Annotated in this window: 14 protein-coding genes; 7 read left to right on the forward strand and 7 right to left on the reverse strand. The window is 69.2% G+C overall.

Annotation, left to right across the window (positions count from 1 at the left end):
* Positions 1 to 14: 14 nt before the first annotated feature.
* Positions 15 to 1625 (reverse strand): AMP-binding protein, encoded by a 1611-nt coding sequence (locus ACVDFE_RS27565; RefSeq protein WP_458432404.1) that lies wholly within the window; start codon positions 1623 to 1625, stop codon positions 15 to 17.
* A gap of 288 nt (positions 1626 to 1913) precedes the next feature.
* Between ACVDFE_RS27565 and ACVDFE_RS27570 the strand changes: the two genes are divergently transcribed.
* The 3 genes from ACVDFE_RS27570 to ACVDFE_RS27580 all read left to right on the forward strand — a co-directional run bounded on the left by ACVDFE_RS27570 (position 1914) and on the right by ACVDFE_RS27580 (position 4477).
* On the forward strand, positions 1914 to 2687 hold the full coding sequence (locus ACVDFE_RS27570) for an alpha/beta fold hydrolase (protein ID WP_458432405.1): 774 nt from the start codon (positions 1914 to 1916) through the stop codon (positions 2685 to 2687).
* Between the two features lie 476 nt (positions 2688 to 3163).
* Positions 3164 to 3595, forward strand: a complete 432-nt coding sequence (locus ACVDFE_RS27575; protein WP_458432406.1) for an FAD-dependent monooxygenase — start codon at positions 3164 to 3166, stop codon at positions 3593 to 3595.
* Between the two features lie 144 nt (positions 3596 to 3739).
* The gene (locus tag ACVDFE_RS27580) at positions 3740 to 4477 is read left to right on the forward strand and encodes a ribonuclease activity regulator RraA (RefSeq protein WP_360383794.1); all 738 of its coding nucleotides are present in this window, start codon (positions 3740 to 3742) and stop codon (positions 4475 to 4477) included.
* Between the two features lies 1 nt (position 4478).
* Here the strand turns inward: ACVDFE_RS27580 and ACVDFE_RS27585 are convergent, their stop codons facing one another.
* The 4 genes from ACVDFE_RS27585 to ACVDFE_RS27600 form a co-directional block, all read right to left on the reverse strand.
* Entirely contained in the window at positions 4479 to 5756 is a 1278-nt protein-coding gene (locus ACVDFE_RS27585) for a mandelate racemase/muconate lactonizing enzyme family protein (protein ID WP_458432407.1), read from the reverse strand.
* Complete coding sequence (locus tag ACVDFE_RS27590) at positions 5753 to 7762, reverse strand: ABC transporter permease (protein ID WP_458432408.1); 2010 nt, start codon at positions 7760 to 7762, stop codon at positions 5753 to 5755. Before ACVDFE_RS27590 ends, ACVDFE_RS27585 begins: the two co-directional genes overlap by 4 nt.
* A complete protein-coding gene (locus tag ACVDFE_RS27595; protein ID WP_458432409.1) occupies positions 7759 to 9186 on the reverse strand; it encodes an extracellular solute-binding protein in 1428 nt (475 codons plus the stop codon). Before ACVDFE_RS27595 ends, ACVDFE_RS27590 begins: the two co-directional genes overlap by 4 nt.
* A gap of 256 nt (positions 9187 to 9442) precedes the next feature.
* The gene (locus ACVDFE_RS27600) at positions 9443 to 10186 is read right to left on the reverse strand and encodes a FadR/GntR family transcriptional regulator (RefSeq protein ID WP_458432410.1); all 744 of its coding nucleotides are present in this window, start codon (positions 10184 to 10186) and stop codon (positions 9443 to 9445) included.
* A 74-nt stretch (positions 10187 to 10260) separates the two neighbouring features.
* On the opposite strand from ACVDFE_RS27600, the gene ACVDFE_RS27605 reads away from it, so the two are divergent.
* From ACVDFE_RS27605 to ACVDFE_RS27615, 3 genes are all read left to right on the forward strand, one after another.
* Complete coding sequence (locus ACVDFE_RS27605) at positions 10261 to 11418, forward strand: mandelate racemase/muconate lactonizing enzyme family protein (protein WP_458432411.1); 1158 nt, start codon at positions 10261 to 10263, stop codon at positions 11416 to 11418.
* Positions 11419 to 11587: 169 nt separating this feature from the next.
* Positions 11588 to 12601: a hypothetical protein gene (locus ACVDFE_RS27610; protein ID WP_458432412.1), complete on the forward strand. Its 1014-nt coding sequence runs from the start codon at positions 11588 to 11590 to the stop codon at positions 12599 to 12601.
* A complete protein-coding gene (locus tag ACVDFE_RS27615; protein ID WP_458432413.1) occupies positions 12540 to 12770 on the forward strand; it encodes a hypothetical protein in 231 nt (76 codons plus the stop codon). Before ACVDFE_RS27610 ends, ACVDFE_RS27615 begins: the two co-directional genes overlap by 62 nt.
* A gap of 58 nt (positions 12771 to 12828) precedes the next feature.
* On the opposite strand, the gene ACVDFE_RS27620 is transcribed toward ACVDFE_RS27615, so the two are convergent.
* Positions 12829 to 13527 carry a glycoside hydrolase family 11 protein gene (locus tag ACVDFE_RS27620; RefSeq protein WP_458432414.1) on the reverse strand — a complete coding sequence of 233 codons (699 nt, stop codon included), beginning with the start codon at positions 13525 to 13527 and terminating at the stop codon, positions 12829 to 12831.
* A gap of 406 nt (positions 13528 to 13933) precedes the next feature.
* Between ACVDFE_RS27620 and ACVDFE_RS27625 the strand changes: the two genes are divergently transcribed.
* A complete protein-coding gene (locus ACVDFE_RS27625; protein ID WP_360383811.1) occupies positions 13934 to 14464 on the forward strand; it encodes a GNAT family N-acetyltransferase in 531 nt (176 codons plus the stop codon).
* A 65-nt stretch (positions 14465 to 14529) separates the two neighbouring features.
* Here the strand turns inward: ACVDFE_RS27625 and ACVDFE_RS27630 are convergent, their stop codons facing one another.
* Positions 14530 to 14820, reverse strand: a complete 291-nt coding sequence (locus tag ACVDFE_RS27630) for a DUF4342 domain-containing protein (protein ID WP_458432415.1) — start codon at positions 14818 to 14820, stop codon at positions 14530 to 14532.
* Positions 14821 to 14881: the final 61 nt, after the last annotated feature.

A 14881-nucleotide genomic window follows, 5' to 3' on the forward strand; every position in this document is an offset into this window, starting at 1 on the left:
CGGCATCTCCCGGCTCAGGACGTACTCCCGATCAAGGTCCTGGCCTGGCCGCGTTGCCACTTGCCGCTGGTGGTGCGCGGAATTCTGCCCCTGTCGACCAGTTCGATCCGCACGTTGTCCAGACTGAGCTCGGTCCGGATCGTTGCGCTGATCCGGTCGGAGACACCGTCGCGTTCGGCGGCCGACCGGTTCGCCACCTCTGCGATCACGACCAGCTCCTCACCGTGGCCCGCGACGGCCACGCACCTTCGCCGGTAAACACCCGGCACTTCACGCGCGACTGCCTCGACATCGGTTGCGAAGAAGTTCTCGCCCTTGACGATGATCATGTCCTTGATCCGGCCGGCCACGTACAGCTCGCCGTCATACCGGAAGCCGAGATCGCCGGTGCGCAACCTGCCTCCCCGGAACAGGTTTTCGTCAGGCTCGTCGTAGCCGTCGGAGACGCCAGGACCGGCTATCTGGATTTCGCCCACGGCACCGGCCCCCAGCACCTCGCCGTCCGGGGCGACCACCTCGACCGAGATCCCGTGGACCGGGCGCCCCACGGAGACAACGGGCATCGCGGCCTGGTCGTCCGGATGGACCGGGCACACCACACCGGCGCCGAGCTTCTCCCGGTTCACCGACAACTTTCTGGGGGCATCGCCGGGTTCTGGGAAGCTGATGGCCAGCGTTGCCTCGGCCATCCCGTAGACCGGGTACATCACATGCCGTCCTGCCAAGGCTGTCGCGAACCGGTCGGTGAAGGCGGCGACGGTCGTCGCCGAGACCGGCTCGGCACCGTTGAAGGCCAGCCGCCACCGGCTCAGGTCGAGCGAGGAGACGGTCTCCTCGTCGACCGCAGCGAGGATCAGGTCATATGCGAAGTTCGGGCCGGTCATGATCGTGCCGCCCTGCTCCGCGAAATACTGGAGGAACCGAGCCGGCCGGCGGATGAACGCCGCCGGGTTCCACGTGTGGGTGGCGGCACCGGACAGAAGACACGCCAGCCACCCGAACAAGCCCATGTCGTGGAAGTGCGGCACCCAATGCACCAACACGTCGTCCGGGGTGATTCGCGCCGAGACCGAGATCGACCGCAGCCCGGCCAGGATGTTCCGGTGCCGCAGGACGACGCCTTTCGGCTGGGAGGTGCTGCCCGACGTGTACTGGATGACCGCCACGTCATCGGAATCCGGCGTAGGCAGGTCGCTCGCGTCTTCCGCCGGGATCGGTCCGGTGGGCAGGTCTAGCACGATCACCTCTGGCAGCTGTGATCGCACCAGAGCCGCAAGCCACCGCTGGTCGGAGTCGGCGAGCAGAAACCGCATCCCGCTAGCGCGGACCAGGCTCGTCAGCCTTCCGCCCGCCCGCTCGGCGTCTCGCATCACTGGAGGCGTCGGCAGCACGCTCACCGCTGCCCCGGCGGCGGTCACGCCGAAGATGCCGGTCAGAACCTGCGAACCTGTCGAGCACAACATCCCGACCACGTCACCTGGTCGCACACCGTTCTGCCTCAACCGAGTCGCGAAGGTGACCGCCTGGGTGTAGACCTCGGCGACGGTCACGTGTTCGGGACCACCCGGAAACACGACCGCGGTGTCCGGAGCCAGCTCCGCGCAACGACGCAGCGCCTCGATCAACGAGGGTGCCGCGAACGCATTCGGTGAACGCATAATCGTTCCCCCTGTGCACTCACCTCGAAGAAGTTCTTCAGGCGGACCTTAGGCTGGTCGCACTTTTCGGTGCGGTAAAGTGGTTGAAAGGGTCAAAAGTCGAAGTAAAACGAGCAATTCCACCAGAGGGCTGATATCCTTGTGCCCGTGTGATGCGGCGGCGCCTGGGGGAAATCGCACTGGATCGACGCCGTCCGGGCTTTCCGCGTAGTACGCATTCAGGGCGCCCGCAGGCGCGGAAGGGCTGGCTCTCCTGTGAACTACGGCAGTGCGCTGTCCAGCGACGGCACGATGGTCAGGTACCAGATGTGGGGCCGCGGTGCGCCGTTCGTCGTGGTACCAGGAACCCTGACCCCTTCGAACGCCTATCGAGGCCTCGTCCGGCAACTCGCCGAACGGCATGCTGTCGTGGTGTTGGAGCGCCGCGGTTACGGCGTGACCGCATCGGGTTCCAGGCCCTTCCATTTCGACCAGCAGGTAGACGACCTCTTGGCCGTTCTGAACTCGTTGCCGACCCCGGCTGCACTCTTCGGGCACTCGTTCGGCGGTCTCATCAGTCTCGCGGCCGCCCTGGCCGACCAGCACGCGGTCAGCGAGCTGCACCTGTACGAGCCGCCCGTGGCTCTGCTTGGTGATGCGCTGACTCCGCTGCTGAACCGATGCCGGCGGGCCATCGACGAGGGTCGGCCGGATGCTGCGGTCAGAGCGGCATTGTCCGTCAGTGGATCGCCATCGACCAGGCCGGCGGATGTGAGCGTCGAGGTTGTCGAACGGCTTGCGTTACTCCTGCCTGGCCTGATCCTCGACCTCGAGTGCGTCGTCGCAATGCGAATGCCGATCAGTCACTGGGAAGGCTTCTCGCGCCCGCTGACGTTGCTGTGCGGAGAGCTCACCGCCGGCGACTACCGTCGCGGCATCGATCTGCTCAGGACCCTGTACCCGAAGGCGCGCTGCGAGATACTGCGCGGACAGGCTCATCTGCCGAGCGATATGAGCCTGCTCGTGCCACTTCTGACCAGTCGTACCTGATGTTTCACACCGTGTCGGCACGTGTTGGCGACGCGTGAAACTGGGTCTGGCATGGTTTCCGTGAACTGTCAGGTTGCTGTGTCAGTCGGCGAGCAGGATGCGCTCGCGCAGCAGGTCCGGCTTGGCCCGTCCGCACCTCTGCGTTTGAGCATTTAGCTGCGAATTCACGTGTCCCTCGACAGGACCGGAGTTCCAGCTGCGACCTCCGGCTCGAGTGCTTCAACCATGCTCATCACTTTGTTCGCTCTCGTACCGGTGAACGGCGCGGTGCTTCATTGCCCAGAACGGCGGAAACGGCTCTCTGAGATTCTCCTGCAGGCGTGCGGCTCGGCCGGCGATCAAATCCCTCGACTCGGCTTTGCTCAAGCTGGCCTTGTTGAGTGAGTCAACGATCGCCTCGTAGCCCGCAACCGCTTCCGTCCGCTCGATGAAGCGGCGACGACGTCGAGCGGCGCGATCTCGGCATCTCCCGCCGGGTGCTCGACGAGCTCGACCGGTCGCGGGACGTCTACGTCGACCAGCTCACCCAGATCAGGATGACCACCTGGCACCGCGGGCGGGTGTGCCTCGCCGGGGACGCCGCGTGGTGCGTCACGCCGATGGGCGGAGGCGGCGCGTCGCTGGCGCTCATCAGCGGTTACGTGCTGGCGGCCGCCTTGTCCGCGAACGGCGTCGAGGACGGGCTCGCGGCCTACGGCAAGTGGATGCGGCCTCTCGTGGACGACGTGCAGAACTTCCCGCGCTGGGTCCTGCGGTTCGCCTTCCCGCAGACGGCACGCGGCCTGCGGTTGCGCCACCTGGCGGACAGGGTGGTCACGTCCCGGCTGCTCGCGCCGTTGACCGCCAAGGTGACCCAGGTCGCCGACAGCCAGCAGGCCCTGCCGCCCATCACGCTGCCGCAGGCCTGATCCGCGCCCGGCGGTCCTTTCCCGACAGGGTTTCCCGTTCCTGCAACGATTTTCCGCGCTGGCACTGGGTCTTCGGACTAGGCTCGGTGGTGGACGGCACGGAACTTCCCGACAGCGCAACGCGAACCCGAGGGAGCCACCGACGTGGTCGAGACGCACGACATCGCCCGCCCGCCCGCCGAGCTCAGCGCGGCGCTCGCGGCCATCGGCAGCGCCACGGCCAGTGGTGAGCTCAGCCGCATGGGCATCCGCAGCGCCGCCATCCGCGGCCCGGTGTCGGTGACGCCCGGTCTGCGGGTGGCGGGACCGGCGTTGACGTTGCAGTTCATGCCGAAGCGGGAGGACCTCTACCCCGTCGACGAGTACGAGGACCCGGAGAAGCAGCTGCACCGGCACGTCATGTACCACGCCCAGGCCGGCGACATGATCGTCGTCGACGCGCGCGGGGACATGGGCAGCGGGGTGTTCGGCGAGATGATGCTGACCTACTTCAAGGGCCGCGGCGGTGCCGGTGTGGTGGTCGACGGGTGCCTGCGCGACACCGGTGAGGCGAAGACGCTCGGGCTCGGGCTGTGGATCCGCGGTGCCACGCCGAACTACCACGCGCAGACCGACATCGTCCCGACCGCCGTCAACGTGCCGGTGGCCTGCGGTGGCACGCTGGTGGAGCCGGGCGACATCGTCGTGGCCGACGACGACGGGGCGGTGGTGGTGCCGATCAAGCTCGCGCCCGCCGTGCTGGCCGCCGCGCAGGAGCACGCGGAATGGGAGGAGTTCTCCCGGAAAAGGCTTTCCGAGGGTGGCGACCTGCGCCTGTACTACCCCCTGTCGGACGAGGCCCGTCCCGAGTACGAGCGGTGGCGCGCGCAGCAGGGGCGCTGACTCAGCTCCACAGCCGGTCGTGGCTCGACTCGCGGTCCCAGTGCGTCGTCTCGGCGAAGAACACCGGGTCCCGCGGGTCGAGGTGCCGTTGCAGCAGTTCCTCGTCGACGTCGCCGAAACCGAGCCCCGGTGCGTCGGGCACGGTGATGTGACCGTTCTGGATCAACGGGCGGGGCAGGCCGGTGACGAGGTCGCTCCAGAAGTCCACCTCGGCCGCGTGGTGCTCCAGTGCGAGGAAGTTCTCCGTGGCGGCGGCCAGGTGGACGCACGCCATCGTCGCGATCGGGGACGCCGCCAGGTGCAGCGCCATCGGGATGCCGCGGTCCTGGGCGTAGTCGCCGAGCCGCTTGGTCTCCGCAATGCCGCCCGCGGTCGCCGGGTCGGGGTGCACGACGCGGATGGCGCCCGCGTCGAGCAGCGGCTTGAACCCGTCGAGCAGGTAGATGTCCTCCCCCGTGCAGGTCGGGACGGCGACGGACGTGGTGAGCTGGCGCCACTGGTCGGTCAGCTGCCACGGGATCAGGTCCTCGATCCACGCCAGCGTGAACGGCTCCAGCGCGCGGCCGATGCGGATGCACGAGTCGAGGGCGATGTGGCCGAAGTGGTCCGCGGCGAGCGCCACGTCGTAGCCGACGACCGAGCGCACGACGTCCACATAGGACGCCAGGTGCTCGACGCCCTTCGCCGTGACCTGGATGCCGGTGAACGGGTGCATGGTCGTCTGGTCCGCACGGGCTCCCGCCGGAGCGATCAACGCGCCGGGCACGTCCCACAGCAGGTCGATGCCGACGTCCATCTTGAGCATGGTGAACCCGCGCTGCTTGCGCTCCAGCAGCCGCGCGCCCATCGCGTGCGGGTCCGGCAGCGCGGGGGTGTCGGCGTAGCAGCGGACCGCGTCCCGGAACCGGCCGCCGATCAGCGCGTACGCGGGCACGCCGTAGGCCTTGCCCGCGAGGTCCACGAGCGCCATCTCGACGCCGGAGACCCCGCCGCCCTGGCGGCCGTGGTGTCCGAACTGCTTGATCTTGCGGAAGAGCTTGTCCAGGTTGCAGGGGTTCTCCCCCACGAGCCGGCTCTTGAGCACCAGCGCGTAGGTGGCGCTGGCCTGGTCGCGCACCTCCCCGTACCCGACCAGGCCCTGGTTGGTGTCGATCCGGATGATCGACGAGCGGAACGGCACGCCGGCGAGGGTGGCCACCCGCAGGTCGGTGATGCGCAGGTCGCTCGGCCGGGACGCCGTGGCGACGTGCTCCTCCGTGATCGCGGACGGCTCGCTCATCCCTTCACGGCTCCCGCGGTCAGGCCCTCGGTCAGGAACCGCTGCCCGAAGCCGTACATGACCACGACCGGGATGCTGATCAGCAACGACGCCGCCGCCAGCTGGCCCTGCGGCACGACGTCGCCGAAGATCATCGACTGCATGCCGACGGGCAGCGTCTTGTAGTCGTCCTTGGTGATGAACACGAACGCGAAGAGGAACTCGTTCCACGCGTTGGTGAGCGTGAACAGCGCGACCGCGAGCAGTCCCGGTTTGGCCAGTGGCAGCACGATCCGCAGGAACGCGCCGAACCGCGTGCAGCCGTCGACCAAAGCGGCCTCCTCCAGGTCCGCCGGGATCGACTTGAAGTAGCCGACGAGCAGCCACGTCGCGAACGGCAGGGTGAAGGTGGGGTAGGCGAGCACGAGCGACCACAGCGAGTCGTTGAGGCCGATGCCGCTCATCATCTGGTACAGCGGGATGAACAGCAGCGCCCCCGGCATCACGTAGGTGAGCAGGATCGTCACCGTGAAGCTCTCCGAACCGCGGAACTTGAGCCGTGCCAACGCATATCCCGCCAGCGCCGCGCAGACCAGCGCGATCGCGGTGGACGCCAGCGACACCAGGACCGTGTTGAGGTACCAGGTGCCGAACGCCCTGCCGGAGAACAGGTTCGTGAACTGCTCGGTCGTCCACGGCGTCGGCCAGAGGTCGTCGGTGCGCGCGACGATCTGGTCGTCGGACTTGAACGCCGTGACCGTCATCCAGTAGAGCGGGGCGAGCACGAAGCCCAGCAGCCCCAGCAGTGCGATCCCGCTGCTCGTCCCGCTGACCAGGCGGGCGGCCAGCCGGTTGCCGCGTGCGGCGAGCACGGACACGACCCGTCCGACGGCGGCCGCGAGGACCACGAACACGCCCAGCACCAGTGCTGCCTTCCACACGATGTGCGGCGACGCCCAGATCAGCACGAGCGTCGAGGCCACGACGATCACCCACGGCAGCGCGGTGCGTTGAGCGGGGGTGAGCCTCCGGCGCCCCAGGTCCGCGGCGCCGGGCTGGTCGCTGCGGCGCATCATCCGCACCAGGATGACGACGAGGACGGCGATGATCGGCAGCATCACCAGCGTGACCGCGGCACCCGCCCCGAGCTGCAGCTGCTGGATGGCCTTGGAGTAGGCCACCATCACGTACGGGGCGGTGGCGTCACCTGGTCCGCCCTGGGTCATCAGCCAGATCAGGTCGAAGTTGTTGAACGTCCAGATCGACGACAGCAGCACCGTCACGATCATGATGTTGCGCAGGCCCGGCAGCGTGATGTGCACGAAGCGCTGCCACGGCGTCGCACCGTCCATGACGGCCGCCTCGTACAGGCCGCCGTCGATGGCCTTGAGCCCGGCCAGGAACGTCACCGTGAAGAACGGGATGCCCTTCCACACGTTGACCAGGATGACCGCCGGCATCGCGAGCGCGGGGTCGGACAGCCACTCCGCGGGCCAGCGGTCGACGAGCCCGACCGCCGCGAGCGCGGGCCCGATGCCGGAGTCGGTGAGCAGGACGTTGACGCTGCCGAAGATCGGGTCGAGCAACGACCGCCAGGTGAACGCCGTGACGACGGTCGGCACCACCCACGGCAGCAGGATGATGCCGGCGATGACCGCCCGGCCGCGGCGCATGTGGTGCAGCATCAACGCCGCGATGAGGCCGAGGACCACCTTGAAGATCTCGGCGTACGCGGTGAAGACGAACGAGTTCAGCACGCCCTTGTGGAACACGGTGTCGCCGGCGAGCGCGGTGTAGTTGTCCAGGCCGACGAAGACCGTGTCCTCGCCGTGGCGTTCGGTGGTGCTGGTGACGACCGAGTCGATGATCGGGAACAGGATCAGCCCGGCCACGAGCAGCAGCGTCGGCCCGATGAACACCGCGGCGAGGCGCCAGTCGCGCCCGAGCGCGCGTTGCGTCGAGCTCAGCGAGGGAGACCGGTTCGGCGCCGGGCGGACCGGCGCCGGCCGGGTGCGCAGGTCGGTCACTGCCGGTAGCCCTGCTGCTCGAAGACCTGGACGATCCGGGCGTGGGTCGAGGCCACGGCGTCGGCGGGCTTGGTGCCCTGGATGACCGACTGCATCATGTCGGTCAGCAGGTACGCCGCGGTCGCCGCCTGCTCGCCGGGGCTCGGGGCCTGGGGGAACGCGAACCCGGTCTTCGTGGTCACCGGCAGCGGTGTGCGGGTCTGCTCCCGCAGAGCGGGGAACGCCGGGTCACCGGTGGTGTAGTAGGGGTCGGAGTCCCACACCTTGTCCCACGAGGGGTTCACCAGGCACGGTGCTCCCTTCGCGACACCGAGCAGCGCGCTGCCGCTGACCATGAACTTCGCCACCAGCTTGGCGAGGTCGGGGTTCTTCGCGCCCTTGAACACGACGAACGAGTTGGACTCGCCGAACGCGAGCGGTGTGTCGAGCGCGGGTCCGGTGGCGCCGTTGAACGGGTGGGTGTTGGCGTAGACCGGGTTGTTCTTGGTCTTGGAGTCGGCGTAGACGCTGAACTGGTTGAGCGTGAGCCCCAGGATCTGGGCCAGCCAGTTCTCGTTGTTGCTCGAGTCGGTCCAGCTGCCGACGCCCGGCGGCAGCATCGGCGTGTACTTCGGGTTCGTGTAGATGTCGCCGATGAACGTGACGGCAGCGACGGTCTCCGGCGAGTTGAACACCACCTTCGTGCCGGTGTTGTCCGCGATGGCCCCGCCGTAGGTGTTGATGACGTTCGCGATGAACCCGTTGGCGTCGCCCGAGCGGTTCACCGTGAGACCCCAGCCGAACCGCTTCTTCGCCGGGTCGGACACCTCCAGGGCGTTGTCCCGCAGCTCTTCCCACGTGTAGTGGGGTTTGAGCGGGAGGCCCTTCTCCTGGTACCAGTCCTTGCGCAGGTACATCGCGGACGCGATGAAGTGGTACGGGATCGCGAACCAGCGGCCGTCGAAGACGCAGTAGTTCGTCGCCTCCGTCGCGGGGTCGCCGTAGAGCTCGCGCATCTGCTCGACCACGTCGGTGACGTCGGTGAGGGCGCCGAGGTTGTGCAGCTGGCCGACGAACCGCCGGTCGCTCACGAACGCGAAGTCGCGGCTGGTGCCCGCCCTGACCTCGGCGTCCATCTTCGCGACCATGTCACCGGCGTCGCCGGAGACCAGGTCGTTGCGGACCGTGGTGCCGGTCGCCTGCGCGAAGACCTGCAGCGACTTGTCGAGCGCCTTGTTGGCGGACTCGGAGTAGAGCTTCTGCGACAGCATCCCGACCGACCCGCCGCGCAGCGAGGCGGCCTGGTCGAGCAGGGCCTGGGGCACCTGGACGTCGACCTGGGGCGCCGCGGGGCTCCCTCCCCCGCCGCAGCCGGCGAGACCGAGCACGCCCAGCGCGCTCATCCCGAGGAAGGTGCGCCTGGATAAGTCCGTTTTCTCTTCCATGAGACCACTCCTCTCGCGTCCGGTCGAGCGGACGCGTACCGACGGGGCGACGTTGCAACCGGCGGGACAGCACGGCGAGGGCCGCGCTGCCGGGTTCATGCGGCGAAGAACGGCGGAACGGGGTGGCAACCGGCGGCACCCCGGGCGGACGAGGTGCGACGGCGTGGGACTTCCTGCGGTACGGCGGTGGTGCGGTACGGCGGCGGAACAATCGCGGGGTGGTGCGGTCTTGCGGCGGAACGGTCCGTGCGGTGGCCTAGCGGCGCCGGGTGGCGCACCTGGTCTGCTCCTCCTTCTCCGCGAGGAGCGTGGAGTTGTTGCTGAGGTGCCTGCGCATCGCGTCGCGGGCACGGGCCGGGTCGCGCGCCAGGATCGCCTCGTAGATCTCGGTGTGGTCGGCGGTGGCCTTGCGCAACGCGGCCGGTGCCTCGTTGGTGATGCGCCGGCTGGCCGTGCCGAGCCAGCGGGCGGAGTACATGATCCGGTCGAGGATGCGGTTGTCCGCAGCCCGGCAGATCTCCATGTGGAACTCGTGGTCCACCGCGAGGTAGGCGTTGGGGTCGGCCTCCAGCGAGGCCATGCGGCCGACCTCGTCCCTGAGCCGGTCGAGCGTCTCGTCGGTGACGCTCGCCGCGGCCATGGCGGCGAGCTCGGGTTCGAGCAGCACGCGCATCTGGTGCAGTTCCTGCAGCAGCTCGCCGACGATCTCCTGCGGCAGCCACTCGATCAGCAACGGGCTCAGGTAGTCCCACTCGGCGGGAGGGCGCACGACCACGCGGCGGCCCTGGGCGACCTCGACGATGTCGAGCGAGGCGAGGATCTTCAGCGTCTCCCGCGCCACGACCCTGGACACCCCGAACTCGCGGGAGATGTCGAGTTCGGACGGAGCCCGGCCGTCCTCCACGTCACCGCTGACGATGCGCCGGGTCAGGTGTGCGGCCACCTGCACCGGAAGGGTCCGGACCTTGACAGCGTCCGCGGACTCCTGTCCCCTTTGCATGTCATCAGCTTATAGGACAAGTTGCACACCGCGACAGTCTCCGTTCCTGTGCACCACCCGGCGACGGGAGAGCAATGCGGATCGTGAACGTCACGACAGCAGTGGTGGCCTACCACGGTGAGGCCACGCTGGTGCGGATCGACACCGACGAGGGCCTCAGCGGTTTCGGCGAGGCCAACCCCGACGCCGGCGCGGGAGCCGTCGTCGGAATGATCAACTCACTCACCCCGCTCCTGATCGGCGAGGACCCCCGCAACGTCGAGCGGTGCTGGGAGAAGCTGCGCCGCAACAAGGTCTTCGCGGGCCCGCAGGGCGGGGTGTTCGTCATCGCCCTGTCCGGGATCGAGCTCGCGCTGTGGGACCTGGCGGGCAAGGCGGCGGGCCAGCCGGTGTACCGGATGCTCGGCGGGAAGTTCCGCGACCGCATCCGCCTCTACGCCGACTGCGGTGACGGCGACGACCCGGCGGGCTCGGTCTCCGGCTGCGTCGACCGGGCGCAGCGGATGGTCGCCGAGGGCTTCACCGCGCTGAAGTTCGACATCGACGACCTGCACCACCCGGACAAGTTCGACGCGTTCAACCACACGGTCAACACCGGCGAGCTGCGCTCGATGGTCGACCGCGTGGCGGCCGTGCGGGAGGCGATCGGACCGGACGTCGACCTGGCCATCGACCTGCACGCCCGCTACGACGTGCCGAGCGCGTGCCGGATCTCGTGGGAGCTCGAGCCGTTCAACCTGATGTGGCTGGAGGAACCGCTGCCCGCCGAGAACGTCGACGCGCTGGTGCGGGTGCGCGCGCAGACCCGCACACCGATCTGCGCGGGCGAGAACCTGTACCTGCGCTGGGGTTTCCGCGAGCTGCTCGAACGCGGCGCGGTGGACGTGATCGAGCCGGACGTGCCCAAGTGCGGTGGTCTCGCCGAGGCCAAGAAGATCGCGAACCTCGCGGAGCTGCACTACATCCCGTTCGCACCCCACCTGGTGTCGACGCCGTTGGGCACGATGGCCACCTCGCACCAGTGCGCGGCGATCCCCAACTTCTTCGTCCAGGAGTGGCACGCCCTCGACGAACGCGCGGTGTGGGACAGCTACGTCCGGGCACCGGACGGGAGCGGCTCGATCGTGAAGGACGGCTACATCACCGTTCCGGACACACCCGGCATCGGTGTGGAGCTGGACATGGACGGCGTGCGAGCCCACGCCGTCGAGGGCTACGGGGTGTTCGAGTAGCGCGCCGGGGATCCGTGTCCTTTGTGGACGCGGGCCCTCCACCTCCACCGGGCCGATCCCCTGTTCGGCGGTGCCGCGTGCGGTACCGCGGGCATAGACAGGAGTCGTCCGCGGCCACGGGGAGGGGCGGTGCGATGACGGTGGAGCCGCGCGTGCGGGCCGGTGCGTCGTGACGGGCCGGGCGGTGCTCGCCCTGCTCGTCGGCGTGGCCGTGCTGGTCGCGGGGATGGCGGCGACCTACCTGGCGGTCGCGGCGTTCATGCGGGTGTGGCGGCGGGCGCAGGCGAAGGGCTACACCGGCCCGCTCACGCCCGCCGTGCTCGCGACGTCCACCTTCGCCGGCCTGGTGGGCTGGCCGCTCCTCGTCGCCCTGGTGGTCCGGTCCGGCGACGGACCGGTCCTCACCGCCGTCGCCGTGCTCGGCGTCGCGGTGACGCTGGCCGGTCTCGCACTGGCCGTGCGCCTGGTGCCCGCACGCCCTGTCCGGTCCGGCCGGCGGCGACGGCCGCGCACACCGTTCCGCGTGCTGGGCAATGCGGCGGTGGCGGTCCCGCCGCTGCTGTACACGCTGCTGGCGTTCAACGGGAAACCCGTGACCCTCGCGGTGCAGTCCATGCTGCCGACGGCGATGGCCTACGTCCTGTGCCACGCGGCGGCCCGGCGCGCGGACCGCCTCGACGCCCCACCCGCGGCCGACCCGCGCCCGGCCGTGGTGTGGATCCGCGGCTTCGGCAACGAACGCAGGCTGTTCGCCTTCCGGCGCCGCGAGCCCGACGAGACGCGCGCCCGGCCGGAACTGCGGAAGGTGTTCCGCCGCCCGGAACCGATGGCGTTCGACGACTACTTCGCGCCGGCGATCGCACGGACCCTCGGCCGCGGCCACGGCCTCGGCAACCCGCGCGACTACCTCCCGCCCGAGGGCATCGACCGCCACTACGCGACCGACGACTCGTGGCGCGAGCAGTTCGCCGAGCTGGTGGCCGGCTCCCGCTGCGTGATCATGGCCCCTGGCGACTGGCCGGAGCTGCGGTACGAGTTCCGGGTGATCAGGGAAGCTCGGGGCGCACCGCAGGCTGTTCGTGTTCACGCCACCGGCGGCGCGGGCGGGGCAGACCCGGCGGGTGAACCTGCTCAAGGGGTTCCCGCACGAGACGTGGGCCGACTTCGCCGCGGCTCTCGGTGACGACTCCGGCTACCGGGTCGGGCCGGATCCGGGGGCCGGGGCGGTGGTGGCGTTCGGCGACGACGGGGGTGCCGTCGTCGTGGCGCGCGGAGCCGAGGGGCCGGAGGACTACGTGGCGGCCGTGGTGCGGCACCTGGCCGAGGCCGAGGAGGGGGCACCACCGGAGTAGCCGGTACGGGGGTTCCCGCACCGCGGGCTGCGGCGCTCACCGCAGCCCGCGGGAGGGGTCATCGCACGGTGATGTTGGAGTTGCCGCTGCTGCGGTACCCCTCGGTCGCCATGATCATGTAGTAGTTGAAGCTGCCCAGCCGCATGTTCGCGCGGCTCCACGCGTCGAAGTGGTTCCCGGTGGTGATGGAACCGCCGGTGCGCCTTTGCTGACGGACGCTCCAGAACTGCGGGAAGGTCTTGTTGTTGCCTTCCACGGAAGGCGCGTTGTACCTCATCGTCTGGTAGATGTCGTACGTTCCGCCATCGGTGGTCACCGTGCCCTTGTAGGTGCCGGTGGGCCGGTAGTCGCCCCAGTTGTCGACGATGTAGTACTCGACGAGCGGATTCGACGTCCAGCCGTACAGGGTGAGATAGGCGTTGCCGGACGGGTTGAAGCTGCCGGAGTAGTTCACGGTGCGCCGGGAACCGTTGCTCCAGCCCTTGCCGCCGACGAAGTTGCCGACGTTGCTCCACGACGTGCTGTAGTTGCCGCCGGACCCGAGCTCCATGCAGACCCGGCCGCCGCCGTCGGTCCAGAACGAGTAGTAGTACCCGCCGTTGTTGCCCGTCTGGCTCGAACACGTGGCGGTGATGCCGACATCGGCGCCGGCGACGCCGGGTGTCAGCGACATGACCAGCGCGATGCAGGCACCGCGGACGAGCGTGGCCATGCGGCCGCGAACGCGGCCGGACGAGCGGGAAGTGGCCTCAGCCATGTGCAGTACTCCTCGTCGTCGAGGGTGGCACGGCAGCCGGGCAACGCGATGCGAGCCGCGAGGGCAGTGGTGATCGTGCTGGGGGCCGCCGTCGGTGCTGGCCTTTTCGGAAATGGCCAACTGCGTGGTTGCGACCGGCCGGCCCGGATTCGGCGGAGACCCAGGTCGACGGTGGCCGAACCTTTTCGGACACTAGCAGTGCCGACACGACTCCGTAAGGTTGCCGCGAAGTTTCGACAATGTTTCGAAACTTCGGCGGAAGTGCCAGGGGATCGCACTCCGGCATTTGTGAGCGGCTAAATTTTAGCGCCCGAAAAGCCCGACGACGACATCTGGACCCGCGGGCGCTCGCGGACTGAGGACTAAATGGATGGTCACCGCACGCTCCTGTCTGCAGGATGAGGTCGTGCAGACACACACCGGCCGGGGTTCCGCCGCGTTCGCGGTCCGCGAGGCGCACGACGACGACTGGCCGGGGATCTGGCCGATCATCCGGTCCGTCGTCACCGACCAGCGGACCATCCCGTACGACCCCGCCATGACCGAGGACGACGCCCGGCGGATGTGGGTGCTGCCCGCACCCGCGCGCGTGGTCGTGGCCGCCGGCGAGGGTCAGGTGCTCGGGACGGCGAACATGTACGCCAACCGCCAGGGCCCGGGAAGCCACGTCGCCTCGGGCACGCTGATGGTCGCCGAGCACGCGCGGGGTGCCGGGGTCGGGCGGGCGCTCACCACCGACCTGGTCGACTGGGCCCGGCGCACCGGTTTCGCCGCCGTCCAGTTCAACGCGGTCGTCGACACGAACACCGCCGCCGTCCGCCTCTACGAAAGCCTCGGGTTCGTCACGCTCGGCGTCGCTCCCGGGGCCTTCCGCCACCCCACCGAGGGCTTCGTGGGTCTTCGCATCATGTGGCTCGACCTGCAGCACACCCCGTAGGACACCGCAGGCCGGTGCCGCCACCAGTCGGTGACGGCACCGGCCTCGCACTCGGACCGGCCGAGCTACACCCGCTCGGCCTCCGCCGTCGTGGCGGGCTGGGCGCCGGGCTGACGGCGGTCCTCCAGCTTGATGTCGCACTTGCCGACCAGCGCGACACCGGCGCCGATCGTCGTGGCCACCGGAGCGGCCAGCGCCGCTACCACCCCAAGAGCCACCGGCACCTCCAGCACCACGTCGTCCTTGCTGTCGCGCACGACCACGCGGCGGTTGATGCCCTCGCTGACCAGCCCGCGAACGGCGTCGACCACCGAGTCGACGGCGGAACGGGCGGACTCGGGCTTGGACTCGCTCATGACTCTCCTAGAACCGTGGGTCTTCCCTGACGACTCCAGAGTGCCCGTGCGCGAGCGCGGT

Source organism: Lentzea chajnantorensis, from assembly GCF_054300775.1.

Coding starts and splice junctions, on each gene's coding strand:
- ACVDFE_RS27585 (WP_458432407.1), bottom strand. CDS start 5,756: ATGAGCGAGCCGTCCGCGATCACGGAGGAGCACGTCGCCACGGCGTCC.
- ACVDFE_RS27595 (WP_458432409.1), bottom strand. CDS start 9,186: ATGGAAGAGAAAACGGACTTATCCAGGCGCACCTTCCTCGGGATGAGC.
- ACVDFE_RS27600 (WP_458432410.1), bottom strand. CDS start 10,186: ATGCAAAGGGGACAGGAGTCCGCGGACGCTGTCAAGGTCCGGACCCTT.
- ACVDFE_RS27605 (WP_458432411.1), top strand. CDS start 10,261: ATGCGGATCGTGAACGTCACGACAGCAGTGGTGGCCTACCACGGTGAG.
- ACVDFE_RS27620 (WP_458432414.1), bottom strand. CDS start 13,527: ATGGCTGAGGCCACTTCCCGCTCGTCCGGCCGCGTTCGCGGCCGCATG.
- ACVDFE_RS27630 (WP_458432415.1), bottom strand. CDS start 14,820: ATGAGCGAGTCCAAGCCCGAGTCCGCCCGTTCCGCCGTCGACTCGGTG.